Consider the following 26655-nt stretch of genomic DNA (forward strand, 5'->3'; position numbering starts at 1 on the left):
ACTGTTTAGTATAATTAAAAGGCAAACGTCATTGCGAGGAACGAAGTAATTTCTTCAATGAGCTAATTTTAGGATATAATCAAGAGTAATTAGGAAAACGTCAGTTCGAGTGATTCGACGTAGGAGAATTGTATCGAGAACCAATAGACCTCTTGATACAATTTGCTCGTGCCTCACAAACCATTCGATGTGATGTTGCGTTTATAGTTACCCTCACGCAATGACACCTTGTGAAGAAGATTATTTTCTGAGTTATGATAAACTAAAGACAGATTAGTCTTACAGCTTAATGTAAACACTTGATTCGGCAATTTTAAACGGTTAATTAAAATAAAGGCTTGGTCTGACATTTTTTCTGTCCTTTAAATTGGCTTACTTTTTGCTATATTTATACTATCAATTTTAAAATTTAAAAAAATATGTTTTCAGGATATATGGGTTACTATATACTAATTGGTGTTATAGGTTTAATTAGTAGTTTAGTAAGTAGTAAGTTAAAAAGTAAGTTTGCATATTACTCTAAAGTGCATTTGCGTAATGGTATGACAGGAGCACAAATTGCAGAAAAAATGCTAGCAGATAATGGTATTAGAGACGTAAAAGTTATTTCTGTCAAAGGACAACTAACGGATCACTATAATCCAGTGGATAAAACTGTAAATTTAAGTGAAGTCGTGTATAGTCACGCAAATGCAGCAGCAGCTGCAGTAGCAGCACACGAGTGTGGACATGCAGTACAACACGCAACTGCTTATAGTTATCTTACTATGCGATCTAAATTAGTGCCAATTGTACAAGTTACCTCTAGCATGTCACAATGGGTAATAATTGGTGGTATTGCATTAATGGCTTCTGGAGCACTAGGTGCAAGTGGGCTTTATGTTGCAATTGCAGGTTTGATTATGATGGGATTTGCAACACTTTTTAGTTTTATCACTTTACCAGTAGAATATGATGCAAGTAACAGAGCATTAGCTTGGTTAAAAGCAAAAAACATTGTTACTCCAGAAGAATATAAAGGGTCTGAAGATGCACTTAAATGGGCTGCCAGAACTTATTTAGTAGCAGCAATTGGAGCGTTAGCATCGTTATTATATTGGGCTATGCAAATTTTAGGTAGACGTGATTAACTCACTTTAATTCTGGATAAATAATACAATATGGTTTTCTTTTTTTACATTTGAATAACCAATTAAATAATCAATAATAATGGAAAACAATTTTGAGAATTCTTTTGAAAATTATCAAGGGAATACATTAGTAAATGTGGCATCTGAAGCTGATAGAGTCGCATTTTATAAAAAAACATATGGACACGTTGCTGGAGGTGTTTTAGTATTTGTTTTGTTTGAATATCTACTTTTACAAAGCCAAACAGTAATAGAGTTTATGTTATCAATGACCGAAGGTTATAAGTGGCTATTGCTTTTAGGTGGTTTTATGTTAGTAACAACTTATGCTGAAAGTACAGCAATGAAAACAGCAGATAAAAACAAACAATATTTAGCCTATGGCGTATATATATTAGCTCAGGCTGTTATTTTTGTACCAATGATTTACATTGCAGCTTTTTACATGGATTCTGGTCCAGATATTTTACAGCAAGCAGCTTTAGTAACATTAGCATTATTTACAGGGTTAACTGCTGTGGTAATGATGACTAAAACAGATTTTTCATTTTTAAAAGCAGGTTTAACCATTGGAGGTTTTATAGCTTTAGGATTAATCGTTGCAGGATCATTATTTGGAGGATTTACACTAGGACTTTGGTTTTCTGTAGGTATGTGTTTATTAGCAGGAGGATCTATTTTATATCAAACGTCTCAAATTAAAGACAAGTACACTACTGAAGATTATATACCTGCAGCATTAGGGTTATTTGCATCTTTAATGTTGTTATTTTGGTACATTCTTAGAATATTTATGTCAAGAGACTAAAAATTATACAAGTAATATAAAAAAAGCACCTAAATTTTAGGTGCTTTTTTTTATCTATAAACTTAAATGTTATAGTTGTTAATAAAAATGTAATCTACTGTTTTATAGTTGTTTGTTGTTTGAAGGACTATTTTTAAAATTAATATCAAAAATTATTATATAGTGTTAATCAATATGTTAAATTTGTTATGCTATTAATTTTACCTATCATGAAAAATAAACTACTCTTTTTGATTTTACTGTTACCCTCGTTAATTATGTCGCAAGTTGGCAATGGTTTTGAAAACACTCCAGGTGTAACATTTGACGCAGTAAGTAACGCATGTCAATATTTTGACACAAATACTACAACAGCTCATACTTTAACTAATTATAATGCCACCTGTGGTTTGGTTTATGTTACTGAAGCCAGTTCTGGCACAACATTGGGATACTCTATTGTGTTAGATCCAACGACTCCTAATGGTCCTGTTGGTTTTTCTGATGGAGATTATTTTGGAGTGGCAACTTCTGCTTCCATCCAGTCTGAATTAGGTTTTGCTCCACCTGAAGGGACTCAAGCCTTTTTTATGGATGATGTAGATGGAACGGTTACTATGACTTTTGACCAAGTAAATCTTGTTGGTACCAATCCACAGTTTAGTATGCAATATTTTTTAGATGATACTAATTGGGATATTTTAGACTTTTTTAGAGTGACTATTCAATTTTCAGATTGCGCCTCACCAACGCTTACGTTAATTGATACCACTACAGAGACTAATGGTATAGATGATTTACCTGGTTTGCAAGGATCTTGGCAATCACTGTCAGCAGATTTATCTGCTAATGCAGCATGCAAAGCACAATTGGTAATTGAGTTTTCTTCTAATTCTGGAGTAGAGCAATTAGCATTAGATGCTATAACTTTTATACCTGGCTTGACGTTAAACACACAATCATTTGATTTAGATGCTGCACTATCTGTTTATCCAAATCCTTCTAATGGACAAATTACAATTAAAAATAACGGAATTGCTTTAGAGGCTGTAAAAGTGTCTGATATTAATGGACGTGTGATTAAAACTATTGATTTAAATAATATAACAACAAGTACTGTCTTAGATTTAAGTGCAGATTTAACTGCTGGACTGTATTTTGTTACTATTACATCAGGTAAAGGTAACCTTGTTAAAAAGGTTATTATTAAATAATAAAAACCTTTAAGATGAATAATAAAAGCGCCTTTTTTAAAGGCGCTTTTATTATATTTTAATTTGTCTTTCTATTTGTTGGTCCAGAGAAATAAAGGTTTCTGTTCTTGATACTCCAGCAATAGATTGTATATCATTGTTTAGCAAATGCATTAAATGCTCGTTGTCCTTACATAGTATTTTTATTAATATACTCCAGTTTCCTGTTGTGTAATGACATTCTAATACTTCTGGTATTTTTTTTAGTTGTTTAACTGCTTCTGGATTACTCATGGCTTTATCCAGATAAATACCTACAAACGCCATAGTTGTATAGCCTAATACTTTTGGATTTATAACAAATTTAGAGCCTGCAATAAGTTTAGATTTTTCTAGTTTTCTTAAGCGTTGGTGTATGGCAGCTCCAGAAATACCAACTTGACGTGCAATTTCTAAAACTGGTGTTCTAGCATCTTGCATTAAAGCACGAAGTATCTTTTTATCGATACCATCTATTGTAATGTTATTGTTTGTAGTTTTCAAGATGAAATGAGTTAAATTTTAAAAGATAAATTTAAGTATTCTATTTTAAACTGAAACTTGGTTTGTTAAAGATCCTGTTTTTAATTGCATTAAGGATGGAAATGGCATCCTTTTTTGCCATTAAAAGCAAAAAAGATATAATGTACAGCCTGACCTAAGCAACACTTAAAGGTTAATTAAAACCTTGTAAGTGTTGTGTGGTAATGCCCAAATAAATTAAATGTTTAATGGGTTGTAGCCTAAATAAGGGACTTCGGTTTCTTTAAAAGTAATTCCGTAATCTTTTAATTCTTCTAGAATTGGAGTATAGACCTCTTTAGTAATTGGTATTTGTACACCTGGAGTTGTAATCTTACCATTTAAAATGGCTAAGGTTGCAATTGCCACAGGAAGTCCTACGGTTTTTGCCATAGCTGTGTAAGTTTGGTCTTCGCCAAGGGTAACCATTGTAGAGTCTATTTGGTGTTTTTTACCATCAAGCTCATAACCAAATTTGTGGTACATGACAATCATGTCCTTGTCTTGAGGATCTAATGTCCAGCTGTCTAGTAATATTTTTTGTAATATTTGTGCAGGAGTTGCTTTTTTAAGTTCGACCATTTTAGTCTTGCTAAATAGGTCTAACTCTAAAAACTTGTCCCAAATAATATCGTCTTGATCTATTTTTAAAGCATGTCTAAATTTAAGCTCAACAGAGTCTGTTGGACTGTAGGGTAAAAAGGCATTGACAAAGTCACGATAGGTCATATTCTCACTATCATCAATAGTGTAACTGTCGTCAGTCATACCTAATGCAACAAAGACTTGCCAAGCTCTAGAAAATCCTACACGACGCATGGTCCCACGATATAATGTTTTTACATTGTCAAGATTATATACGCTTTGGTATTTTAACGAGTCGCGATTGGCATAAGCTTCAAAGCGTCCAAATCCTTCCACGTCTAAAAACTCGGTGCGTCTAAATAAACGATTGTATGGTATGTATTTGTATGTGTTTTCTTGAAGAAATTTTGCTGCTCCACCTTGACCTGCTGTAACGACGTTTCTTGGGTTCCAGGTAAATTTATAATTCCATAAATTATTATCACTCTCTGGTGCTACTAAACCACCTGTAAACGATTCAAATAATATAATTTTTCCGCCTTTATCACGTATACCGTCAATAACTTGCATAGCACTCATGTGGTCTAATCCTGGATCCACACCAATCTCGTTCATAAACACCAATCCTTTGTCTTTTGCATCTTGGTCTAAAGCTTGCATCTCATCACTAACATAGGATGCAGTAACCATACTTTTATTAAAAGTAATGCAGTCTTTGGCAACTTCTATATGAAATCTTGCAGGCAACATTGATACAACTATATCTGCTGCTTTAATAGCGTGTTCTCTAGATATTGGATCAAATACATCTAAGCTAATTGCCGAAGCGTTAGTATGATTTCCAATCATTATTTTTGCGCTTTCTACGTTTAAGTCACCAACCGTAATATGTAAATTTTCGGTTTCTGATTTATCTAATAAGTACTTAATAAGGTATGAGGTTGATTTTCCGGAACCTATGACTAATATCTTTCGCATAATGAGATTTGTTGAGTATTTTTGAACTACGAATGTAGAAAATTTTAATTGGGATAAAAACGAAAACGAAGTATTTATATGAATAAGAAGCTATTACTTTTAGGAACTATTTTAGGATTATTAAGTGTTGTTTTAGGCGCTTTTGGAGCACACGGATTAAAAGCTTTAGTCTCTGCCGAAGCGGTCCAAAGTTATGAAACTGGTGTGCGTTACCAAATGTACCATGCGTTATTACTATTGGTAATAGGAAGTCATAGTTTTGTAACGCAAAAATCTAAAACAATTATCTTTTACTTGGTGTTGTCAGGTATACTCTTGTTTTCAGGCTCTATTTACGGATTGGCAACTAACACATTAACCGCTTTTAATTTTAAATCGATAGCGTTTGTAACACCAATAGGAGGCTTACTATTAATCTTGTCATGGCTTGTCCTGTTGATAAATATTTTAAAGATCAAACAGAATAATTAGTATTTGTTTGGCGTTTCTAGTGTAATAATTTTAACTTTGCAACTCAAACAACACATACACAACACACACAAATTATGGTAGACCATACCCAATTTACGAAAACGATTGCGTTGGAACAATACGGAATCAAAAATGCCCAAGTAAAATATCAATTAACACCAGATCAATTACAAGAGGAAACTCTAGAAAAAGGTCAAGGTAAAGTAGCTTCATCTGGAGCCTTAGCGGTAAATACAGGCGAGTTTACAGGACGCTCTCCAATGGACCGTTTTATTGTAAAAGACAGTATTACTGAGGATAAAGTGTGGTGGGGAAATATCAACATTCCTTTTGATGCTGATAAGTTTCAAAAACTATACGATAAAGTAACAGCTTACTTATCTAACAAAGAAGTTTTTGTTAGAGATAGTTTTGCTTGTGCAGATGAAAACTACAAACTAAACATTCGTGTTATAAATGAGTATCCATGGAGTAACATGTTTGCTTATAATATGTTTTTAAGACCAACTGAAGACGAATTAAAAGATTTTACACCAGAATGGACTGTAGTTAATGCACCAGGTTTTATGGCAGATCCAGAAGTGGATGGTACACGTCAGCATAACTTTGCAATTTTAGATTTTACTAGAAAAATTGCTTTAATTGGTGGTACAGGTTACACAGGAGAAATTAAAAAAGGAATCTTCTCTGCACTAAATTTTATTTTACCAGTTTATAAAAACACATTACCAATGCACTGTAGTGCAAATGTTGGTAAGGATGGAGATACTGCAATTTTCTTTGGACTTTCTGGAACTGGTAAAACAACCTTGTCTACAGATCCTGACAGAAGTTTAATTGGAGATGATGAGCATGGTTGGACTGCAGAAAATACGGTATTTAATTTTGAAGGTGGTTGTTACGCTAAAGTAATTAACTTGTCTGGAGAACAAGAACCAGAAATTTTTGGTGCGATTAAAAAAGGAGCTATCCTTGAAAACGTGATCATGAATGATGAAGGTGAGGTTGATTTTGAAGATACTTCTATTACACAAAATACGCGTGTAAGTTATCCAATACATCATATTGAAAACATTAGAGTACCATCTACAGGAGAGAACCCTAAGAATATTTTCTTTTTAACAGCAGATGCTTTTGGAGTATTGCCTCCAATATCTAAATTAACTCCAGCTCAAGCGGCATTCCATTTTATATCTGGTTATACTGCAAAAGTAGCAGGTACAGAAGCAGGAATTACTGAGCCAGTACCAAGTTTTTCTGCTTGTTTTGGAGCGCCTTTTATGCCTTTACATCCAACAAAATATGCTGAGATGTTAAGTAAAAAAATGAAAGATGCTAACGTTAACGTGTGGTTGATTAACACGGGTTGGACTGGTGGTTCTTACGGTGTAGGAAGCAGAATTAAATTAAAATATACGCGTGCTATGATTAGTGCAGTGCTTAATGGAGATTTAGGACTGTATAATTATAAAGATTATCACATCCATTCTGTATTTGGTGTCGCACAACCTAGAACTTGTCCAGGAGTGCCTGATGAGGTGTTAAGCCCAAGAGCAACCTGGAAGGATGATAAAGAATATTACAAAACAGCATTTAAACTAGCTAATGCATTTAGAGAGAATTTTGAGAAATTTGAATCTTATGCTAGTGAAGAAATTAGACGTGGTGGACCACAACGTTATGCTGAATAGTAATAGATAAAGTGTTAATAAAAAAAGCGCCAATTGAAATTTTCAATTGGCGCTTTTTAATGTATTATAGTTTAAAGGTTTATTTACCTTTGTTAACCTTGTCAATATATTTTTGAAGTGCCATAGTCATAGATGGTGTTTCAGGTGTTGGCGCAGCAATATCTACACGTAATCCTTTTTCTTCAACAGCTTTAATGGTTGTGTTACCAAAAACAGCAATTCTAGTATCGTTTTGTTTAAATTCCGGAAAGTTATGGAATAAAGACTCAATACCACTTGGGCTAAAAAACACTAATATGTCGTAAGTTACATTTTCTAAATCTGATAAGTCACTAATAACTGTTTTGTAAAATACAGCTTCTTTCCAGTCTATATTAAGTGCATTTAATGTTTCCGGCACCTCTGGCTTTAACTTGTCAGTTGTAGGTAGTAAAAACTTTTCATCCTTATATTTTTTTATTAAAGGTGATAAGTCAGCAAAATTACGTTTACCAACATAAATTTTACGCTTTCTGTAAACAACATATTTTTGCAAATAGTAAGCAACTGCTTCAGATTGACAAAAGTATTTCATAGAATCTGGCACTTTAAAGCGCATTTCTTCTGCAACTCTAAAAAAGTGGTCTACTGCATTTCTACTAGTTAGAATAATAGCAGAGTAGTTTTTTAAATCTACTTTTTGTTGTCTGATATCTTTGGATGGCACACCCTCAACATGAATAAAAGGTCTAAAGTCAATTTTAACTTTCTGTTTTTCAGAAAGATCAAAATAAGGCGAATTTTCTATTTTAGGTTCCGGTTGCGAGACTAAAATCGTTTTCACTTTCATACGTTGTATAATTTTATTTAGACCCAATTAGTTGTAATAATTTTATATAAAACAACATAGGGTGCAATTTCGAGAGTGCAAAGATACAAAATAAAATAAAACAAGCTCTTCCTAAAGACATTAAGATTGTTCTTAATAAATAAAAACAATCCAAATAATTGTATAGATAGTAGGATAGCAAGCAGTGTAATTAAAACAATATGGCTAGGTGGTATGCTGTAGATTAGCAGTGCGTTAAGAGGTAAAAGTAGTAGTCCAATAAAATTTTGAAAGCTGGTTTTTTCAAAAATATACTTATCAATAATTGGTTCAATATCTAATACGCTAGATAGTAACCTTTCAAAAAGGACCTTCAAAATTAAAAACAATCCTATTAGTAATGCATATTTAAAGACATCCATTTGTGGAATGGCATTTGAGGCTTGATTGCTTAAATAGATGTGTAATAACAGTCCTAAATTTATAATAAAATTTAAAAATAATAGCCCTTCAAATAAATCAAAAAAACGTTGTTCTTTTATATATTGGTTAGTGTGTCTAGAGTTAAATAGTAGTAAAATAAACTCATTAAATCTTTTAGTAAATAGGGACTTTGATAGCGCTACAATGATTAGGCAACCTATAAAGGTTAGGGTTAATATATCAACAGTATATAGGTCTCTTAGCATGGCATAAAATTATTATTTTTTAATATCAAATCGATTAATAATTAAGTAATTTTTATAATTAAGTAATTTTATAAAAATGTACATTTGCCTAAATTTTAATTAGTATTGATGCAGGACGCTGTTGTTATTATACCAACATACAACGAAATTGAGAATATAGAAGCTATTTTAAGTGCAGTGTTTGCGCTTCCTAAAGCATTTGATGTATTGGTGGTGGATGATAATTCACCGGATCAAACAGCAGTAAAAGTGAAAGCATTACAATCAGAATATAATAATCAATTATTTTTAGAGGTTAGAAAGGAAAAATCTGGATTAGGTACCGCTTACATACATGGTTTTAAATGGGCTTTAAAAAAGCATTACCAATATATTTTCGAGATGGACGCAGATTTTTCTCACAACCCAAAGGATTTAATACGTTTATATGATGCTTGTCATACTAATCAAGCAGACATAGCAATAGGATCGCGTTATGTAAAGGGTGTCAATGTAGTCAATTGGCCTTTAGGACGTGTAATATTGTCTTATGGTGCTTCTATTTATGTAAGATTAATAACCGGAATGCGTATTAATGACGCTACAGCTGGTTTTATATGTTATAAAAGACAGGTTTTAGAACAACTAAATTTAGACCAAATTAAGTTTGTAGGTTATGCGTTTCAGATAGAAATGAAATTTAAAGCGTATTTAAAAAAGTTTAAATTAGTGGAAGTGCCTGTCATATTTACCGATAGAACAAAAGGTGAATCTAAATTAAGTTCTGGCATAATATCTGAAGCTATATTCGGAGTTATTAGTATGAAATTAAAAAGTTTATTCAAATCCAATTAAACAATGCAAAACAAAAAGACACTTATTAAAAATGCAAAAATCGTTAATGAAGGCACAATTTTTAATGGTGATATATTAATCGAAGGTCAGTTTATTACAAAAATTGATCATTCTATTAGCCCAAAATCTGCAGATGTTAATGTTTTTGACGCAGAGGGTAAATATGTCATTCCAGGAGCAATTGATGATCAAGTGCATTTTAGAGAGCCAGGTTTAACGCATAAAGCAAATATAGAGACAGAATCTAGAGCTGCAATTGCTGGTGGTATCACCTCTTTTATAGAGATGCCAAATACTAATCCGCAAACAACAACTATTGAAAAATTAGACGAAAAATTTGCAATTGCTGCTAAAAAATCTTGGGCTAACTATTCTTTTATGTTTGGTGGTACTAACGACAATTTAGAAGAAATTTTAAAGGTCAATAAAAAGGAAGTTGCAGGTTTAAAATTATTTTTAGGATCGTCAACAGGTAATATGCTTGTTGATAATCCAGAGGTTTTAGAAAAAATATTTAAGAGTACAGATTTATTAATCTCAGTACATTGTGAGGACGAAGCAACCATCCAAAAAAACTTAGACATTTATAAGGAGCGTTATGGAGATGATATTCCTGTTAATTTTCATCCTATAATTAGAAGTGAAGACGCTTGTTATATTTCCTCTTCTAAGGCTATAGAATTGGCTAAAAAAACAGGTGCACGTTTACATGTGTTTCATTTATCAACAGGAAAGGAAACCGAGTTGTTTGACAATAAATTACCTTTAAAAGATAAAAAGATTACTGCAGAGGTTTGCATACACCACCTTTGGTTTAGCGATAAAGATTATGACGATAAAGGCACACTAATTAAATGGAATCCTGCGGTTAAAACCGAAAAAGATCGTGAACAGTTACTTAAAGCTTTATTAGATGATAAAATTGATGTCATCGCAACAGATCATGCACCACATACTTTTGAAGAAAAATCAAATGTATATACCTCTGCACCATCTGGAGGACCTTTAGTACAGCATGCATTACCAGCATTATTTGAAATGTATCATGATGGAGATATTTCTATCGAGAAAATTGTAGAAAAGTTTTGTCACAATCCTGCTATCTTATTTGAAGTAGAAAAACGTGGATATATCAAAGAAGGCTATTTTGCAGACTTAGTTGTAGTAGATTTAAACAACCCATGGACAGTCAACAAAGACAATATTTTATATAAATGTGGATGGTCTCCTTTTGAAGGTACAACTTTTAAATCTAGAATTACTCATACGTTTGTAAATGGTGGTTTAGCATACAAAAACTTTAAGTTTTATGATACTAACTACGCGCAACGCTTAACTTTTAATAGATAGTTATGTTAAAACAGAACATTGTAATATACATATTTATAACCTTGTTATTTGTGTCTTGTTACGGAATTGATAGACCTAAAAAACCTGAAAATTTAATGAGTAAGGATAAAATGGTTGATGTTCTGGTAGAGTTAGCATTAGTATCATCTGCTAAAGGAATTAATAAGCGCGAGCTTGAAAACAAAGGGATTGTTCCAGATACTTTTGTGTATAAAAAACACAAAATAGACAGTACCATATTTGCAAATAGTAATAACTACTATGCATATGATATTGATGAGTATTCCCAAATTTACAAAGACGTAAGGGATAGCCTTGAAAGTTTAAGGACTTTTTACAAAGACGTAGAGAAAAAAGAAAACCTTATTAAAGATAAAGAACTTAAAGAAACCCTTAAGGACAAGGTTAAGCGTGTAAAAACAGCAAAGTAGTTTGTTCTATGCTATTGTTTATACTTGTAAAATTATAATCAATTGCGTTTATAATCTTACTATTACTAAATTGGCTTTGTGACAAAGCAGAATGTGCTGTTTGTTTAGATAATAAGCGTCGTTTTCCTGTTAGTTTATGTCGCAACCAATCTAATCGCCAACCTAAAGCTAATATTTGCTTTGTGGCTTTCTTTTTTGGAGGTGTTACATTTAGGTAGTGCGCAGTTTTGTATATAAAATCTTTAAAAGTTAAGTTTTCGGAAACAACAATGTAGCGTTCGTTAACAATACTGCTTTGCATAAGCTTAATCATGCAATTAACAACATCTTTAACGTCCACATAGCCTGTGCTTCCTGTAGTATAATAGGTCATCCCTTTTTTTACCATGGTAATCAGCGATCCACTACCATAATTCCAAATACCAGGACCAATTATAATACCTGGATTTATAATAACAGCATCCAAACCTTCTTGTGTGCCACGCCAAACTTCAAGCTCTGCACCATATTTGGTAATTGCATAAACACTATTATCAAATTCCTTATTCCAATCAGTGTCTTCAGTAATTAAAGTTTCAGTTGTAGTTGGTGTACCAATAGCAGCTATGGAGCTAACATAGCATAGTTTTTTTACATGATTTGATAAACAAAGATTCACAATATTTGCTGTCCCTTCAATATTAGTTTTTCTAAGTAGTTCAAATTTATTTGGCTCAAAAGACACAAATGCAGCACAATGATAAACATGGGTAATACCATTAAAAGCTTCAGTTAAATCTGGTATATTATTTAAGTCGGCTTTTACCCACTCAATACTATTAAATAGTATGTCAGGTGTTTTAGTGTAATAACTAAAAATACGTTTAACGGTTTCAAACTTTTTTTCGTTTCTATAAATAGCACGTACAGATTGATTTTCATTTAATAAATTAAATAATAAATGCGCACCAACTAAACCTGTTCCTCCTGTAACTAAAATCATACCTCTAAGGTAATAAATATTAGATATTGTATGTAGTTTATGGCACGATTTTTATCTTTGCGTCTTCAATAATAAAACCACACTAAAATGGCTAATGCATTTGTAGAAGAATTAAGATGGAGAGGGATGGTACACGATATCATGCCAGGAACCGAAGAGCAACTTGATAAAGAGATGACCACAGCCTATATTGGTTTTGACCCAACATCAGACTCGTTACACATAGGTAGTTTAGTGCCAATTATATTATTAGTGCATTTAAAAAAAGCAGGTCACAAACCAGTAGCTTTAGTAGGTGGAGCAACAGGTATGATTGGAGACCCTTCTGGTAAAAGTGACGAGCGTAATTTATTGGACGAAGCAACACTTAATCATAACGTAGCAGGTATTAAGTCTGTATTGTCTCGTTTTTTAGACTTTAACTCTAACGATATAAACGCACCAGTTTTAGTTAATAATTATGATTGGATGAAGTCGTTTTCATTCATAGATTTTGCGCGTGACGTAGGTAAACGTATTACTGTAAACTACATGATGGCTAAGGATAGTGTTAAAAAACGTCTGTCTGGAGAAGAAGGTAATGTAGGTATGAGTTTTACTGAGTTTACTTACCAATTAATCCAAGGATACGATTTTTACCATTTACACAAAAACCTTAATTGTAAATTACAAATGGGTGGAAGTGATCAATGGGGAAACATCACCACAGGTACAGAATTAGTAAGACGTATGAATGTTGGTGACGACACAGCTAAAGCTTACGCTATGACCTGTCCATTAATTACAAAAGCAGACGGAAGTAAATTTGGTAAAAGCGAAGGTGGTAATGTTTGGTTAGATACTGATAAAACCAGTGTATATAAATTCTACCAATTTTGGTTAAACAGCTCAGACGAAGATGCAGAAAAGTACATCAAAATTTTTACCTTTTTAGATAAAGATACCATTGAGGCTTTAATATTAGATCATAAAGAGAATCCAGGTTTTAGAACCTTACAAAAGCGATTAGCAGAAGAGGTGACTACTTTTGTACACAGTAAAGAAGAATTAGAAAATGCTGAAAAAGCATCAGGAATATTATTTAGTAAAGATTTTAAAAATGAAATTAAGCAGCTAAACGAAAATTTATTTTTAGATGTTTTTGAAGGTGTGCCACAAGCCGAAGTGTCTATGGACAAAATCGAAGCTGGTTTAGACATGATTGCTGCATTAGCTGCCGAAACTGATTTTTTAGCCAGTAATGGAGAAGCACGTCGTGCATTAAAAGAAAACTCGGTGTCTGTAAATAAGGATAAAGTAAAAGAAGATTATATAATTACTAAAGACGATTTAATTAACGATAAGTACATTGTAATTAACAGAGGTAAAAAAACAACCTTTATCATTAAAGCTATTTAATAAATGCTGAGGGTGTATATCTCAAATACTATTATAAATAATAAAGCCTGCTTAAAATAAGCAGGCTTTTTTTATGAACTCAGTTAACCAACTAAAAACTAATTTCTCTTTTTCATATGTAGTTGGTCGTCTCTTTTATTAATACCTTACAAGACCATTAGGTTGCAGCCTCTAATATCACTATTATCAAACCTGCCAATCACTTCAAAGTCTTCATTATCATGTGCTTTACCTAGGTCTTGGGTCGCAATAAAACTGCAAGAATTTATATTAGCTAAATCAATAACATTAATACCACCAGTTTTAGGACTATTAAAAACGGTTAAAGCATCTTCAGTATCTCTAGTTAAAATACGCATCCAAGGTGGACAATTAAAAATACCATGACCTTTAGAGTAAGCTTGACTTAATAACTCTGTCATACCATATTCGCTATGGATAGCATCTACGCCAAAGCCAGCTTTTAAAGTATTGTGAAGTTCTTCTCTAATAACCTCTTTACGACGTCCTTTCATGCCACCTGTTTCCATAACAATAGTATGTTTAAGGTTAAAAGTGTGTAAGTCTAATAAGTCTAAAAGCGCAAAAGTAACGCCAATAAGCAACACCTTTTCTCCAGCATGATCAAGAGAGATTAATTTGTTCTTTAACTGGTCTAAATTATTTAAGTAAAAACCACTTTGAGGTTTATTGGAGTCTTTAATTAAGTGATCTACCATATAAACTAAAGAGGAACCTTCGCGTTCTAAATAATTGGGTAATAAGGCCAAAATGGTGTAATCCTTTATGTCACCATAAAAGTGCTTAAAACCTAACTTAAAACTAGTTTCATACACGCTTAAGTCAGACACTAAATGTTTACTAGTAATCTGTCCTGTGGTACCACTACTTGTAAATGTAGTTTCTATAGGATTGGTTGTACTTAAAACCTGATGAGATTTAAAAAATTGAATAGGTAAAAACGGAATCTCATGTAAGTCTGATACATCACTTGGGTTAATATACAGTAAATCGCAAAACGAACGATAAATTGCATTATTATCAAACTGAAAGCGAAACACCTCTAAGGCTTTTGCCTTAAACTGATCAGGAGTAGTAATTGTAAATATGTCCTTAGTAATATTCATTTAATTGTAAAACACAAAAGTATATAAAATAAAAAAAGCGTTGCTATTGCAACGCTTTTTTTGTGAGGTATAATAAAACTTATTCTATTACTAATTTTTTTGTAGTAGTCGCTCCATTTTGCGTTAATTTTAAAATGTAAACGCCAGCTTTTAAATTAGACACGTTTAAACGACTAGTCGTTAACTTTGTGTTTAATACTTGCTTTCCTAAAACATCATAAGCAACAACCGTTACTGGTTGGTTGTTAGCAGTTTTGATATTTACAAATCCGTTAGACGTTGGATTAGGGAATACAGAGAATTCTGATTGTTTAAAAGTGTCAGTAGATAAAGTGTAAGCAGTCCAAGTTATGTCATCAACGATAACTTGTTTAGATGTTGTGTTTCTAACTTCAATTACAACGTCTCCAACAATATTAATATTATCCACAGTAAATATGTGTTCTCCGTTGTCATCAAAACTAATAGAAGAACCTTGAGATACATTATTAACAAATAATTCAACTTGTCTACCACCTGCACCAGTAAATCCTTTGTACAGTTTCATTGTAACACTTTTAACACCATTTGCTCCAGATTGTGCGGAAACAGAACTGTTGTCAGAAGACCTTCTAAGCATTAATGCTTTTCCATCAATTCCAGCATTGTTGCTATCTCCATTTTCATCTCTACAAGCGACATAGTTCCATGTTATATTATTGTCGCCAACAAATGAACCCGTAGCATATGAGGTGCCAGATAAGTCATGATTTGTAAAAGATTCAGACCCTTGTGCTAAAAGTAAGTTTGTAAAACAAAGAGTAAAAAGTAAAAAGTAAATTTTTTTCATAAAATGTGTTGTTAAATTTAGCATCAAATCTATACAAAAAAAAAGAGTTATCTGATAACAGATAACTCTTTTAACAATACCTTAATATGGGATTATTCTACTATTAATCGTTTAGTAGTAGACGTTCCGTTTTGGTTTAATTTTAATATATAAACACCAGTTGTTAAGTTAGTAACATCTAATGTGTTGTTGTTAAGTGTTTTAGATAAAACTTGTTTTCCTAATACATCAAATACAGTAACATTAACAGCAGTATTTGCTTTAGTCGTAATGTTTACAAATCCTGTATTTGTTGGATTTGGATAGATGCTAAAGTTTGCTGCTGTGTTAAATTCTTGAGTTGTTAAAGAGGCTTCACTCCATGTAGTTGCTATTCTTAATTCATCCAATATAATAAATGGTGTTTCTGTAGCACTATCTTGACGGATTAAAAGCTGAGAAAAAGTGTTACCTGTGCTTCCTGAAGCTTCTGTAGCATCTGCAGTAGGCTCTACACCACCTAATACTGGATTTACCCAAGTGCTAACTGTATCATTATCAATATCATAGTTAAACACAATAAAAGCAGTGTCGCCAACATTTAAATCTGTAGGAGCAATTTGTGTTAATGTTCCACCATTACTAATTCCTATTCTGTAAGTTGTAGCACCTGTTGGAGTTATCCATAATCTAGATTCGTAACTTCCAGAGTCAGTTCTTAACGTCGCAAAGTATCCATCAGTAGCACCTGCATCTAAAGCAGTAACTTGTAATATAAAAGATGTATATATTTTTCCTGCAGCAGTAGGTGTATAATCTACAACTGGGTCTGCACCAGAACCGTCAAAAGACATTGAGTTTCCAGAAGCTGTTATTCCAGGATAAGTTAAACTACCTGTTTCTACTAACGCATCATCACCAGAAAAGTAGTTAGTCCAAGCTGGTTGTTGTGCAATAGTTTCTCCTGCAGTATAATCAAAACTTTCAGTAAAAGGTAAAGCTTGTACTTCATATACATTAAAGGTAGTTGTAGCTGTTACAGGAGTAGATAAAGGCATGTGACTATTATCTACTAATTGTAAGTCAATAGTGTGTTCTCCTGTAGATAAACCAGTTAAAACAATTGGAGTAGTATCGTATTTCATTACAACTGATCCACCATCAACAGTATAGTGTATGTGACCATCACCAGTTCCGTTTGCTACTACAAAGTTTTGTACACTTAGCTCAACATTAACGTCAGGTCCAGCAACATTGTCACCATCGTTTGGAGACGTAACTCCTAGTGTTGGTACAGCAGTAGATTCTTGGAAAACAGAAAAATCATCCCAATATACTACAGCACTTCCATAAGTTCTAACTTCGAAATAAAAAGTGTCTGCAGTTGCAGGAGCAGTAAGAGTAACAGTGTATTCTGTCCACTGGTTTCCGTTAGCATCAAAATAAGCATTATTTGGTCCTCTTAATTCATTGGCATTATCTGAAATGTTACTACTTCCAGCTTTCCAATAACTCCAAATTCTTGCATCAGTACCATCTCCAAATGCACCATCTATTTTGTACCACAGCGATATTGTATAAGATGTACCAGCTGTAATTCCAGTTACAGTTTGACTGATTTTGGTAGTACCTCCTGTGTGTTTAGCAGCAAAAGTACCTGTGTGTACTTCAGTAGATTCTTGTTCAACACTCTGAATAAGCTCATAAGAAGTCGGTGTTGTTGGGTCTGTCCAAGTTTCAAAATCTCCATTTACCAATAACTCTTGTCCAAAAGTGGCAGTAGCTGTAAATAAAGTAATTAAAAAGTAAAGTTTTTTCATAATTAATGGATATAAAATTAAGCCATAAAGATACATAGAAAATACACTTAACCCAATTATTTATAATGCTTTCCGGCTTCTTAATGTTAAAATAACATCATTTTAATGCTTTGGCTATCAGATTTATAGTTAATAACTGATTTTAGGAGTCTTATAATTTTTTTGACTTAAGTGTCATGTTATCTTAATGTTATTAATCGTTTAATAATAAAATGTTTTAGTAATAGTTTTATCTTTACATTAATATAACCATTATGTAATCCAAGATTAAAGTCTTTAAAATTAACCGGATATAAGGTTTGTTTTTTAGACGATTACTAAAAAAAATACCAAGTGACCCACAATTAAAACATTAGAATACATACATGAATAAAAAAGATATAAAAATCCTTTTAGTAGATGATGAGCCAGATATTTTAGAAATTGTAGGTTATAATTTAACCAACGAAGGCTATCAAGTTATTACAGCTAAAAACGGATTAGAAGCAGTCAAAAAAGCTAAAAAAGAAAAACCACAGCTTATTATTCTAGATGTGATGATGCCAGAAATGGATGGGATTGAAGCGTGTGAAGCTATCAGGAAAATTCCAGAATTAAGCGCAACCCTTATTACGTTTTTAACAGCTAGAGGAGAGGATTATTCGCAAGTAGCTGGTTTTGATGCAGGTGCAGATGATTATATTACTAAGCCAATTAAACCAAAAGTATTAGTTAGTAAAGTTAAAGCGTTGTTACGTCGTTTAAAAACAGAAGAGACTAACAAGTCATTAATGACCATTGGTAAACTAATAATTAATAGAGAGGAGTACAAAATTATTTTGGATGGTGACGAGATTGTTTTACCTAGAAAAGAATTTGAATTATTATCTTTATTAGCCTCTAAACCAGGTAAAGTATTTAAAAGAGAAGATATTTTAGATCGTGTTTGGGGTAACGAAGTCGTTGTTGGTGGTCGTACAATAGACGTGCATATTAGAAAACTTCGTGAAAAAATTGGCGACGACAGTTTTAAAACCGTCAAAGGTGTTGGTTATAAATTTGTAGAATAATTTGAACTTAAAAAAGACTTACAAGTTTGCATTAAAAACCTCGTTTTTAATAACAATCTTCCTGACCCTTTTTATGGGTCTGTTTTTATATGCGTTTTATCTTGTAAACATAGGACAAATAGCTCTTTTTGCTTTCGCAACCTTTAGCGTATCGTTTTTAATAACACAGTTTAGGGTAGAAAAATTTATTTATAAGCGTATAAACAAAATCTACAAAGATTTAACACTTTTAGAAGCAGTTAGCTTTAGCAAAAAAAGCATCACTACAGACATGGCTACGCTGACCAAACAGATAGACCAATACGCTAAAAACAAAAAACTTGAAATAGAAACACTTAAAGTAAGAGAAGAGTATCGTAAGGAGTTTATGGGCAACATCTCTCACGAGCTAAAGACACCACTATTTACAGTACAAGGGTATCTAGAAACGTTGTTGGATGGTGCCATTAATGACAAAAACGTAGCTGAAAAATATCTTGAAAGAGCCAATAAAGGTGTAGAACGCTTAATTTATATAGTTAAAGATTTAGACATGATTACCAAACTAGAAGTTGGAGATTTAAGTTTAAACGTCGATACTTTTGATATTGTAGAGCTAGTACAAAGCGTTTTTGAGCTTTTAGAAATGAAAGCTGCCAAGAAAAAAATCACCCTAACCTTTGATATGGAATATAAAGATCCAATAATGGTAAAAGGCGATGAAGAGCGTATTCAACAAGTGTTAACTAATCTAGTAGTTAACTCTATTAAATATGGACGTGAAAAAGGGACGACCGAAATTAGTATAGAAAAACTAATTAAAAACAAGGTCATTGTCAGAGTAACAGACAATGGAGAAGGGATTGAGAAAAAACACATCTCTAGATTGTTTGAGCGTTTTTACCGCGTGGATAAAAGCGGGTCACGTAAAGAAGGTGGTTCTGGTCTTGGACTAGCAATTGTTAAACATATTATTGAAGCTCATGACGAAAAAATTTATGTAGAAAGCGAGTTTAATATTGGTAGCGAGTTTTCTTTTACCCTTGAAAAAGCAAAAACAACGCCTTAAAATCTATTGTGTTTGTCAAGCCTTTAAATCCAGAATAAGTCGTTACGCGTTCCAATTGTTTTAAAGTAAAATCCTCCTGACTGCAACTAGCAATTACACCTTGGTTGTTTAAATACTCTGCTAAATACTCTTGCTCAAATTGTCCAGGTGTTGGTATAAAAAACGCTTGTTTACCTAACTTAGCTAAATCCATAACCGTTGTATAACCAGATCTAGATATTACAAGCTCACTTTTATTAAGTGTCTGTTGCAATTCTTCGGTTTGCATAAAATTATAAATCGTAAAAGGGGTTTCAAACATAACAGTCTGTTCGGCTTCAATTTTTCCTCTAACAAACATCACTTTACCTTTATAGTTTATTAAATCAGATAGTAATTTTTCTTCTAAAATAGTACGTTGTGGCTCAGGGCCAGACAGTAAAACCATGACATCATATTTAGGCTTGACCTTAATTTTTTCTAATCGACTTAAAGGACCAATGTACTTAATAGTTAAACCTTTGTTTTTAAAGTTATGACCAAGGATTCCGCTTAAATTGGGTTGTTTTTCAAAATCCGGAATCCAACATTCATCAAAAGCCTTTAAATAGTGATCATGAAAATAAGTGCTTAATTTAGTGGTGCTTCCACTTAACACATTTAATTGATGCGTTATAAATACAGAAGGCACAGATTTGGACAAAACACCCATTCTGTTGTCAGATATAATACCCTTTATATTATAGTCCTCAATAATTTTTTGTGTCGCGCGATATTCTTTTTTTATTGCTGTTTTAATTTTAGGTAATTGCCAAAGCATTAACCATTTAAACCATGTTTTAGATTTAGCATATGTAACATTATAAGCAGGTAATGTAAGGCACGTCACATCCTCAAATTCTTTTTTAAGCAAATCTAACGCTTGACCATCACTAGTAATAATAGGCTCAAAACCCGCATCAATCAAGGCGTTAATAATAGGTATGCATCGCGTCGCATGACCAATTCCCCAATTTAAAGGCGCAACAAGAATTCGTTTTTTCATTATAAAAATTTGGGCGTTACCACAAGGGTCAGGCTGTCCGTTATATCTTTTTTTGCCATTTATGGCAGCAAAAAAAGGATGCCACTTCCATCCTTAACGCAGTAAAATGTCAAAATCAAAGATAATCATAAAGTTACTTAGGTATATTTCCTTAATTTTACGCCAGAAATAACAAATAGTTAAGAAGTGGGTAGCAAGAACAAGCAAAAAAGATTTAGAGAAAATGAAACCTTTGATAATGTGTTTCAGCCAACTAGAAGTCAATTAGTAGACCAGGTTTACGAGCATAAAGGAAACTGGAATAAAAATGTTTTTAAAAACAACAATCCATTAGTGTTAGAGCTAGGTTGTGGTAAAGGTGAATATAGTGTGGCTTTAGCAGAAAAGTTTCCAGACAAAAACTTTATTGGTATAGACATTAAAGGTGCGCGTTTTTGGAGAGGAGCCAAAACTGCTACCGAAAAAAATATGCCTAACGTTGCCTTTATACGCACACAAATCGAGTTGGTCGAGTCTGTTTTTGCAGAAAACGAAGTAGACGAAATCTGGATTACTTTTCCAGATCCACAAATAAAATATAAGCGTACAAAACACCGCATGACTAACTCGCAGTTTTTAAAACGTTACAAAACAATTTTAAAACCAGACGGAATCATGAATCTTAAAACAGATTCAGAGTTTATGCATGGTTACACATTAGGGTTACTACATGGCGAAGGTCATGAGGTACTGCATTCTAATAATGATGTGTATAGACAAGATGGAAGCCCAGAAGAAGTAACTAGCATCCAAACACACTATGAAAGCATCTATTTAGAACAAAACAAACCAATTACGTATATTAGATTTAAAATTAACTAACTATTGAATTTAACAATTACCTTTTTTGTAAGCTTACTAATTGCTTTAGTTGGTGTAATCCCTCCAGGATTACTCAACATGACAGCAGCAAAAATTAGTATAAAAGAAGGGTACAGTCGTGGCTTAGTATTCTCGTTAGGTGTATGTGTCATTGTAATTATACAAACACTTATAGCGGTTATTTTTGCACGCTATTTAAGTAAACATTCAGAAGTAGTTAGGATATTGCAGCAAGTCGCTTTTGTATTATTTGTTTTAATAACGGTTTACTTTTTTTTATTAGCAACCAAGGATCCAAAACCAGAAGTAGAAGCCGACCGTAAAAGCAAACGCAGTCAGTTTTTTTATGGTATGGTGTTGTCAGCATTAAATGTATTTCCAATTCCGTATCAAGCGTATATGAGTATTACATTAGCTAGTTTAGGATGGATAACATTGGACAATCCAAATATAGCGTCTTATGTTGCAGGAGCAGCATCTGGTACGTTTGTAATGTTGTATATTTATGTGTTTTTCTTAAAAAAGATAAAAAGCAAAAAGCTAAAGTCACAAAAAAACATGAATTATATTATAGGTTCAATTACAGGTATAATCGCAATTGTAACACTAATAAATATTATAAAAGACTTTTAAAACTATGAAACCCGAAACACTTAATTTTTTTGATAAAGTGTATGAGGTAGCACGACAAATTCCGTATGGTCGTGTGACAAGTTATGGTGCTATAGCTAATTTTTTAGGAGCAACACGTGGAGCCAGAATGGTAGGTTATGCTATGAATGGGTCGCATAATAAAGATGTGCCTGCACACAGAGTGGTAAATCGTAAGGGTTTGCTAACTGGAAAACATCATTTTGATGGGACTAACCTCATGCAACAGTTACTAGAAAGTGAAGGTGTTGAGGTTGTAGATAACCAAATCCAAAATTTTGAAACCCTATTCTGGAATCCTTCTGTATTACTTTCGGAATAATTTTTGATACGTTTTTAGCATGAAGTACAACTTCCTTTTTAATGTAATCTTGCTAATCTTTGTGGTTACATCTTGTAAAAAAGATAATAAAATAAAATTTCCAGTTTTAATTACTTCGGAATACGATACTGTTATTCAAATAAATAGTAAGGAAATGATGATTTCAGAACCTATTGTTTATGGGATTAATGTAAAAGATACATTGAAAATTTCAGGTTCATTCAACTATTTATCGCATAATTTTGATGAGTTATTAAGGAGTGAATTTAACAAAGCTGAAGATAGTATTCTAATTTTTGTAGATACAAAACAGTTGAATTTTCATACTAGTGAAATGAATTTTTACTCTATACTTCCTCCGCCTCCACCATCTTTAAACAATTCAGAACCTTTTGATGTGAATTCAGAATATAATTACTCGAATGATCTCCAAATATCAAAGAGGCTACGAACAGAAAGAGAAAGAAAACATTATAAAACTTTACCAGTTTTTATTTTCAATAATTCTAAATTTGGTAGAGTAATTTCTAAACCTATAGTTAATGGTGATTTGTTTATGCAAGTTCAAGCAAAAGATAAAAATAACCAATGGAAACCAATAGAATATAATTATGTTCCAGGATTTATATGTGGTACTGGACATCAAGATTATTTTCTTAAACCAAAGCATTTTATTGTATCTACAATTAGAAAATATTCAGGAGATTATTTAACTACTATGCGAGTCAAATTCATGTCTTCACAAAAAATATATTATTCAAATGAATTTGAAGGAGAAATAAATTATTCTCAATTTAAAAAAACAGAAGCAGTAGTTTTTATGGAGAAAAAGTATCCAGATTCAATTTTCGGAGAGCCTTATTACAAGAGAAAACTTATATTTCTCGATTATGATTAAATCTAAAATTTATTCCTCATTTTACACAATTTACACATAATTACATATTTTGCTTATTGGAGTTTAATCCATCATAACTTCCCTTTATAGTTCCATAAAAAACAACAAACCAAGCGCTTCATTCTTCAAGGTTTATGTAGTATCTTTGCATTTTAGAATCATTCTGAATTAGTTAACTATTATCTAGAGTGGATTATTATAAGCTGTAGGCACAGTTGTCACGCTTTAATTTACTCTTTTTTCTAAATAATTATGAAATTAAATAAACAAGACATTCTTAAAGCGCTAGAAACTATAACAGTACCAGGAGAAGGTCAAAATATGGTCGAAAGCGGAGCAATAACAAACGTAGTAACTTTTGCAGACGAGGTTATTGTAGACATAACAATAAAAAACCCAGCCTTACAAGCGCGTAAAAAAACTGAGGTCGAAATCTTACAAGCCATTCACAAGTTAGTGTATGAAAAAGCAAAGATTAAGGTTAATATTAAAGTAGACGCACCAGAAAAATCAGCACCAAACGTCATCAAAGGAAAACACATTCCTGGAATACAAAATATAGTAGCAGTAGCTTCTGGTAAAGGTGGTGTAGGTAAATCTACAGTTACTGCAAACCTAGCAGTCACATTAGCTAAAATGGGCTTTAAAGTAGGTGTGTTAGATGCTGATATTTACGGACCATCAATGCCAATCATGTTTGATGTAGAGTTGGAACGTCCATTATCTACAACAGTAGATGGTAAATCAAAAATGAAACCTGTAGAAAACTACGGAGTTAAAATATTATCTATCGGGTTTTTTACAAAACCAGATCAAGCAGTCGTTTGGCGTGGACCTATGGCAGCAAAAGCATTAAACCAAATGATTTTTGATGCAGCTTGGGGAGAATTAGACTTTTTACTAATTGACTTACCACCAGGTACAGGAGATATCCACTTAAGTATCATGCAATCACTACCAATCACAGGAGCAGTAGTGGTAAGTACACCACAAAACGTCGCTTTAGCAGACGCCAAAAAAGGAGTCGCAATGTTCCAACAAGACAGTATTAACGTACCAGTTTTAGGAATTATTGAAAACATGGCTTACTTTACACCAGCAGAATTGCCAGATAATAAATATTATATCTTTGGTAAAGAAGGTGCAAAACATCTAGCTGAAGATTTACAAGTGCCTTTATTAGGAGAGTTACCATTAGTACAAAGCATACGCGAAGCAGGAGACGTTGGTCGTCCAGCAGCAATGCAAACTGGAACACCTCTAGAAAAAGCATTTGAAACAATAACGCAAAATGTTGTGCAACAAGTGGTGGACAGAAACGAAAACCTTCCAGCAACTGAAGCAATCAAAATTACCACTATGGCAGGATGTTCTGCAGTTAATAAAAAATAAATGACAACACAAGAACTTAGACTAAACGTAGAAAAAGCTTTAGAAGAAATTCGTCCTTTTTTACAAAGTGATGGAGGAGACATAGCGCTTTTATCGATTGAAAATAACGAAGTAATAGTGCAATTACAAGGTGCTTGTACCTCGTGTAGTGTCAACCAAATGACTTTAAAGTCAGGTGTTGAGATGACTATCAAAAAATACGCGCCACAAATCGAAAAAGTAACAAACGTAGCATAAATTTTTGGCGTTACCACAAGGGTTAGGCGCTCGCTACTAGCTAGTGTCGAGGCACTCACACAGTGAGTTTGTGCTGCGTGTAGTCGTAGTACGCCAATCTTAACGCAAGTAAAAAGCTAACAAAAGTCATAAAACAAAACCAAATCTTGTTTTACTTTTGTCAGGCACACTAAAAGCCACAAAAAATGGCTAAAGGCAAATTTGAAAAGAAAAAATAATGATTAAAACAGACATACTAATAATAGGTGCAGGACCAACTGGTCTTTTTGCAGTGTTTGAAGCAGGATTATTAAAATTAAAATGTCACTTAATTGACGCATTACCACAACCAGGTGGTCAATGCTCAGAGATATATCCTAAAAAACCTATTTATGATATTCCAGCCTATCCAGAAATTCTTGCAGGAGATTTAACCCATAAGTTAATGGAGCAATGCAAGCAGTTTGAGCCTGGATTTACACTTGGCGAGCGTGCAGAAACTATTGACAAGCAAGAGGATGGTACATTTATAGTAACCACTAATAAAGGCACAAAACATCATGCTCCAGTAGTGGCAATAGCAGGTGGATTAGGTAGTTTTGAACCACGTAAACCTATTATTGATAATATTTCTGATTACGAAGACAAAGGGGTTGAATATATAATTAAAGAACCTGAGTTTTACAGAGATAAAAAAGTAGTCATCGCTGGAGGAGGAGATTCTGCTTTAGACTGGAGTATTTATCTAAGCGATATCGCGTCAGAGGTTACTTTAATCCATAGACGTAACGAGTTTAGAGGTCATTTAGATTCAGTAGAAAAAGTGCAAGAATTAAAAAATGCAGGTAAGATTAATTTAATCACACCAGCTGAGGTTATTGGAGTAGAAGGTACTAATAAAATAGAGGCTATTACCATAAAACAAGATGCCAAAACCTTTAAAAAAGAGTGTGACCATTTTGTACCACTTTTTGGATTGTCACCAAAATTAGGACCTATTGCAGATTGGGGATTAGAGATAGAAAAAAATGCCATCAAAGTGGATAATAGTTTGGATTATCAAACTAATATTCCTGGTATTTTTGCTATTGGAGATGTTAATACCTATCCTGGAAAACTTAAATTAATTTTATGTGGTTTTCACGAAGCAACACTAATGTGTCAATCGGCTTACCAGATTATTAATCCAGGAAAACGTTATGTATTAAAATATACCACAGTTAGTGGAGTAGATGGATTTGATGGGACACGTAAAGAAGCACCAAAAGCAGTGGTAAAAGCAATTCAGTAGTCAGTCATGGCAATACAAAAATTTGAAGACTTACTAGTTTGGCAAAAGTCTCAGGATGTAGCGATACATCTTTGCAAAGTATTTCAAGATAATAAAGACTTCTCTTTTAAAGATCAAATAGCGAAGTCCGCACGATGTTATATTTATCAATTAGATTGCATTATTTAAGTAAAACAAACGCTAATAGTCTTATTGAAAATACTAACCAAATCGCAAAAATGCTACATGGATTAATTAAATCCATCAAACCTAAACCCTAA

The 26655-nt window shown here is 32.9% G+C and carries 27 protein-coding genes and 1 pseudogene; 19 read left to right on the forward strand and 9 right to left on the reverse strand.

Annotated elements, in window-relative coordinates; translation table 11 throughout:
* Positions 1-419 precede the first annotated feature (419 nt).
* The 3 genes from M890_RS0108990 to M890_RS0109000 all read left to right on the forward strand — a co-directional run bounded on the left by M890_RS0108990 (position 420) and on the right by M890_RS0109000 (position 3131).
* Entirely contained in the window at positions 420-1130 is a 711-nt protein-coding gene (locus M890_RS0108990; protein ID WP_232219144.1) for a zinc metallopeptidase, read from the forward strand.
* A 79-nt stretch (positions 1131-1209) separates the two neighbouring features.
* On the forward strand, positions 1210-1938 hold the full coding sequence (locus M890_RS0108995) for a Bax inhibitor-1/YccA family protein (RefSeq protein ID WP_051437494.1): 729 nt from the start codon (positions 1210-1212) through the stop codon (positions 1936-1938).
* Positions 1939-2147: 209 nt separating this feature from the next.
* Positions 2148-3131 (forward strand): T9SS type A sorting domain-containing protein, encoded by a 984-nt coding sequence (locus M890_RS0109000; protein ID WP_198018207.1) that lies wholly within the window; start codon positions 2148-2150, stop codon positions 3129-3131.
* Between the two features lie 51 nt (positions 3132-3182).
* Here M890_RS0109000 and M890_RS0109005 read toward each other — a convergent pair whose 3' ends face one another.
* Positions 3183-3653, reverse strand: a complete 471-nt coding sequence (locus M890_RS0109005) for an Lrp/AsnC family transcriptional regulator (RefSeq protein WP_028283223.1) — start codon at positions 3651-3653, stop codon at positions 3183-3185.
* Positions 3654-3869: 216 nt separating this feature from the next.
* Positions 3870-5234 carry a saccharopine dehydrogenase family protein gene (locus tag M890_RS0109010; RefSeq protein ID WP_028283224.1) on the reverse strand — a complete coding sequence of 455 codons (1365 nt, stop codon included), beginning with the start codon at positions 5232-5234 and terminating at the stop codon, positions 3870-3872.
* Between the two features lie 78 nt (positions 5235-5312).
* Here M890_RS0109010 and M890_RS0109015 point away from each other — a divergent pair, with 78 nt between their 5' ends.
* Positions 5313-5705, forward strand: coding sequence for a DUF423 domain-containing protein (locus M890_RS0109015; protein ID WP_028283225.1), 393 nt, complete (start codon positions 5313-5315; stop codon positions 5703-5705).
* Between the two features lie 74 nt (positions 5706-5779).
* Positions 5780-7396: a phosphoenolpyruvate carboxykinase (ATP) gene (gene pckA, locus M890_RS0109020; protein ID WP_028283226.1), complete on the forward strand. Its 1617-nt coding sequence runs from the start codon at positions 5780-5782 to the stop codon at positions 7394-7396.
* 79 nt (positions 7397-7475) lie between these two features.
* Here pckA and M890_RS0109025 read toward each other — a convergent pair whose 3' ends face one another.
* Positions 7476-8225, reverse strand: coding sequence for a uroporphyrinogen-III synthase (locus tag M890_RS0109025; RefSeq protein ID WP_028283227.1), 750 nt, complete (start codon positions 8223-8225; stop codon positions 7476-7478).
* Between the two features lie 17 nt (positions 8226-8242).
* Positions 8243-8893 (reverse strand): DUF4271 domain-containing protein, encoded by a 651-nt coding sequence (locus M890_RS0109030; RefSeq protein WP_028283228.1) that lies wholly within the window; start codon positions 8891-8893, stop codon positions 8243-8245.
* Positions 8894-9001: 108 nt separating this feature from the next.
* Here M890_RS0109030 and M890_RS0109035 point away from each other — a divergent pair, with 108 nt between their 5' ends.
* From M890_RS0109035 to M890_RS15975, 3 genes are read left to right on the forward strand one after another with little or no spacing between them, the layout of a single operon-like run.
* Positions 9002-9727 (forward strand): polyprenol monophosphomannose synthase, encoded by a 726-nt coding sequence (locus tag M890_RS0109035; protein WP_028283229.1) that lies wholly within the window; start codon positions 9002-9004, stop codon positions 9725-9727.
* 3 nt (positions 9728-9730) lie between these two features.
* Positions 9731-11077 (forward strand): dihydroorotase, encoded by a 1347-nt coding sequence (locus M890_RS0109040; protein WP_028283230.1) that lies wholly within the window; start codon positions 9731-9733, stop codon positions 11075-11077.
* Positions 11078-11079: 2 nt separating this feature from the next.
* Positions 11080-11508 carry a DUF4296 domain-containing protein gene (locus tag M890_RS15975; protein WP_051437495.1) on the forward strand — a complete coding sequence of 143 codons (429 nt, stop codon included), beginning with the start codon at positions 11080-11082 and terminating at the stop codon, positions 11506-11508.
* Here M890_RS15975 and M890_RS0109050 read toward each other — a convergent pair.
* Positions 11483-12490, reverse strand: coding sequence for an NAD-dependent epimerase/dehydratase family protein (locus M890_RS0109050; protein ID WP_028283231.1), 1008 nt, complete (start codon positions 12488-12490; stop codon positions 11483-11485). The two genes, M890_RS15975 and M890_RS0109050, sit on opposite strands and share 26 nt — an antisense overlap.
* Positions 12491-12577: 87 nt before the next feature.
* Between M890_RS0109050 and tyrS the strand changes: the two genes are divergently transcribed.
* A complete protein-coding gene (gene tyrS, locus M890_RS0109055; RefSeq protein WP_028283232.1) occupies positions 12578-13888 on the forward strand; it encodes a tyrosine--tRNA ligase in 1311 nt (436 codons plus the stop codon).
* 146 nt (positions 13889-14034) lie between these two features.
* Here the strand turns inward: tyrS and M890_RS0109060 are convergent, their stop codons facing one another.
* The 3 genes from M890_RS0109060 to M890_RS16465 all read right to left on the reverse strand — a co-directional run bounded on the left by M890_RS0109060 (position 14035) and on the right by M890_RS16465 (position 17643).
* Positions 14035-15015 (reverse strand): LuxE/PaaK family acyltransferase, encoded by a 981-nt coding sequence (locus M890_RS0109060; protein WP_028283233.1) that lies wholly within the window; start codon positions 15013-15015, stop codon positions 14035-14037.
* A 79-nt stretch (positions 15016-15094) separates the two neighbouring features.
* The gene (locus M890_RS16460) at positions 15095-15844 is read right to left on the reverse strand and encodes a T9SS type A sorting domain-containing protein (RefSeq protein WP_051437496.1); all 750 of its coding nucleotides are present in this window, start codon (positions 15842-15844) and stop codon (positions 15095-15097) included.
* Positions 15845-15936: 92 nt separating this feature from the next.
* On the reverse strand, positions 15937-17643 hold the full coding sequence (locus M890_RS16465) for a T9SS type A sorting domain-containing protein (protein WP_051437497.1): 1707 nt from the start codon (positions 17641-17643) through the stop codon (positions 15937-15939).
* A gap of 365 nt (positions 17644-18008) precedes the next feature.
* Here M890_RS16465 and M890_RS0109080 point away from each other — a divergent pair, with 365 nt between their 5' ends.
* Together M890_RS0109080 and M890_RS0109085 are read left to right on the forward strand one after the other, a co-directional pair.
* Positions 18009-18692 carry a response regulator transcription factor gene (locus M890_RS0109080; RefSeq protein ID WP_028283234.1) on the forward strand — a complete coding sequence of 228 codons (684 nt, stop codon included), beginning with the start codon at positions 18009-18011 and terminating at the stop codon, positions 18690-18692.
* A gap of 73 nt (positions 18693-18765) precedes the next feature.
* Positions 18766-19740 (forward strand): sensor histidine kinase, encoded by a 975-nt coding sequence (locus M890_RS0109085; RefSeq protein WP_084553636.1) that lies wholly within the window; start codon positions 18766-18768, stop codon positions 19738-19740.
* Here the strand turns inward: M890_RS0109085 and M890_RS0109090 are convergent.
* Positions 19709-20764, reverse strand: coding sequence for a glycosyltransferase (locus M890_RS0109090; RefSeq protein WP_028283236.1), 1056 nt, complete (start codon positions 20762-20764; stop codon positions 19709-19711). The two genes, M890_RS0109085 and M890_RS0109090, sit on opposite strands and share 32 nt — an antisense overlap.
* 186 nt (positions 20765-20950) lie before the next feature.
* On the opposite strand from M890_RS0109090, the gene trmB reads away from it, so the two are divergent.
* From trmB to M890_RS17025, 8 genes and pseudogenes are all read left to right on the forward strand, one after another.
* Positions 20951-21625: a tRNA (guanosine(46)-N7)-methyltransferase TrmB gene (trmB, locus tag M890_RS0109095; protein ID WP_028283237.1), complete on the forward strand. Its 675-nt coding sequence runs from the start codon at positions 20951-20953 to the stop codon at positions 21623-21625.
* Positions 21626-21628: 3 nt separating this feature from the next.
* Positions 21629-22258: a LysE family transporter gene (locus M890_RS0109100; RefSeq protein ID WP_028283238.1), complete on the forward strand. Its 630-nt coding sequence runs from the start codon at positions 21629-21631 to the stop codon at positions 22256-22258.
* 4 nt (positions 22259-22262) lie between these two features.
* Positions 22263-22598, forward strand: a complete 336-nt coding sequence (locus M890_RS0109105; RefSeq protein WP_028283239.1) for an MGMT family protein — start codon at positions 22263-22265, stop codon at positions 22596-22598.
* A 19-nt stretch (positions 22599-22617) separates the two neighbouring features.
* Positions 22618-23496 carry a hypothetical protein gene (locus M890_RS0109110; protein ID WP_028283240.1) on the forward strand — a complete coding sequence of 293 codons (879 nt, stop codon included), beginning with the start codon at positions 22618-22620 and terminating at the stop codon, positions 23494-23496.
* A 252-nt stretch (positions 23497-23748) separates the two neighbouring features.
* The gene (locus M890_RS0109115) at positions 23749-24888 is read left to right on the forward strand and encodes an Mrp/NBP35 family ATP-binding protein (RefSeq protein WP_028283241.1); all 1140 of its coding nucleotides are present in this window, start codon (positions 23749-23751) and stop codon (positions 24886-24888) included.
* The gene (locus M890_RS0109120; protein WP_028283242.1) at positions 24889-25125 is read left to right on the forward strand and encodes a NifU family protein; all 237 of its coding nucleotides are present in this window, start codon (positions 24889-24891) and stop codon (positions 25123-25125) included.
* A gap of 217 nt (positions 25126-25342) precedes the next feature.
* Positions 25343-26395 (forward strand): NAD(P)/FAD-dependent oxidoreductase, encoded by a 1053-nt coding sequence (locus M890_RS0109125; protein ID WP_028283243.1) that lies wholly within the window; start codon positions 25343-25345, stop codon positions 26393-26395.
* A 125-nt stretch (positions 26396-26520) separates the two neighbouring features.
* A pseudogene (locus M890_RS17025) lies at positions 26521-26655 on the forward strand (four helix bundle protein); the annotation flags it as partial.

The organism is Olleya marilimosa CAM030 (assembly GCF_000518485.1).
GTDB lineage: Bacteria > Bacteroidota > Bacteroidia > Flavobacteriales > Flavobacteriaceae > Olleya > Olleya marilimosa.

What these genes read in the sequence shown, in the direction of transcription:
- M890_RS0108990 (WP_232219144.1), top strand. Translation starts at nt 420, where the DNA reads ATGTTTTCAGGATATATGGGTTACTATATACTAATTGGTGTTATAGGT.
- M890_RS0108995 (WP_051437494.1), top strand. Translation starts at nt 1,210, where the DNA reads ATGGAAAACAATTTTGAGAATTCTTTTGAAAATTATCAAGGGAATACA.
- M890_RS0109000 (WP_198018207.1), top strand. Translation starts at nt 2,148, where the DNA reads ATGAAAAATAAACTACTCTTTTTGATTTTACTGTTACCCTCGTTAATT.
- M890_RS0109010 (WP_028283224.1), bottom strand. Translation starts at nt 5,234, where the DNA reads ATGCGAAAGATATTAGTCATAGGTTCCGGAAAATCAACCTCATACCTT.
- M890_RS0109015 (WP_028283225.1), top strand. Translation starts at nt 5,313, where the DNA reads ATGAATAAGAAGCTATTACTTTTAGGAACTATTTTAGGATTATTAAGT.
- pckA (WP_028283226.1), top strand. Translation starts at nt 5,780, where the DNA reads ATGGTAGACCATACCCAATTTACGAAAACGATTGCGTTGGAACAATAC.
- M890_RS0109025 (WP_028283227.1), bottom strand. Translation starts at nt 8,225, where the DNA reads ATGAAAGTGAAAACGATTTTAGTCTCGCAACCGGAACCTAAAATAGAA.
- M890_RS0109030 (WP_028283228.1), bottom strand. Translation starts at nt 8,893, where the DNA reads ATGCTAAGAGACCTATATACTGTTGATATATTAACCCTAACCTTTATA.
- M890_RS0109035 (WP_028283229.1), top strand. Translation starts at nt 9,002, where the DNA reads ATGCAGGACGCTGTTGTTATTATACCAACATACAACGAAATTGAGAAT.
- M890_RS0109040 (WP_028283230.1), top strand. Translation starts at nt 9,731, where the DNA reads ATGCAAAACAAAAAGACACTTATTAAAAATGCAAAAATCGTTAATGAA.
- M890_RS15975 (WP_051437495.1), top strand. Translation starts at nt 11,080, where the DNA reads ATGTTAAAACAGAACATTGTAATATACATATTTATAACCTTGTTATTT.
- M890_RS0109050 (WP_028283231.1), bottom strand. Translation starts at nt 12,490, where the DNA reads ATGATTTTAGTTACAGGAGGAACAGGTTTAGTTGGTGCGCATTTATTA.
- tyrS (WP_028283232.1), top strand. Translation starts at nt 12,578, where the DNA reads ATGGCTAATGCATTTGTAGAAGAATTAAGATGGAGAGGGATGGTACAC.
- M890_RS0109060 (WP_028283233.1), bottom strand. Translation starts at nt 15,015, where the DNA reads ATGAATATTACTAAGGACATATTTACAATTACTACTCCTGATCAGTTT.
- M890_RS16460 (WP_051437496.1), bottom strand. Translation starts at nt 15,844, where the DNA reads ATGAAAAAAATTTACTTTTTACTTTTTACTCTTTGTTTTACAAACTTA.
- M890_RS16465 (WP_051437497.1), bottom strand. Translation starts at nt 17,643, where the DNA reads ATGAAAAAACTTTACTTTTTAATTACTTTATTTACAGCTACTGCCACT.
- M890_RS0109080 (WP_028283234.1), top strand. Translation starts at nt 18,009, where the DNA reads ATGAATAAAAAAGATATAAAAATCCTTTTAGTAGATGATGAGCCAGAT.
- M890_RS0109085 (WP_084553636.1), top strand. Translation starts at nt 18,766, where the DNA reads ATGGGTCTGTTTTTATATGCGTTTTATCTTGTAAACATAGGACAAATA.
- M890_RS0109090 (WP_028283236.1), bottom strand. Translation starts at nt 20,764, where the DNA reads ATGAAAAAACGAATTCTTGTTGCGCCTTTAAATTGGGGAATTGGTCAT.
- M890_RS0109105 (WP_028283239.1), top strand. Translation starts at nt 22,263, where the DNA reads ATGAAACCCGAAACACTTAATTTTTTTGATAAAGTGTATGAGGTAGCA.
- M890_RS0109110 (WP_028283240.1), top strand. Translation starts at nt 22,618, where the DNA reads ATGAAGTACAACTTCCTTTTTAATGTAATCTTGCTAATCTTTGTGGTT.
- M890_RS0109115 (WP_028283241.1), top strand. Translation starts at nt 23,749, where the DNA reads ATGAAATTAAATAAACAAGACATTCTTAAAGCGCTAGAAACTATAACA.
- M890_RS0109120 (WP_028283242.1), top strand. Translation starts at nt 24,889, where the DNA reads ATGACAACACAAGAACTTAGACTAAACGTAGAAAAAGCTTTAGAAGAA.
- M890_RS0109125 (WP_028283243.1), top strand. Translation starts at nt 25,343, where the DNA reads ATGATTAAAACAGACATACTAATAATAGGTGCAGGACCAACTGGTCTT.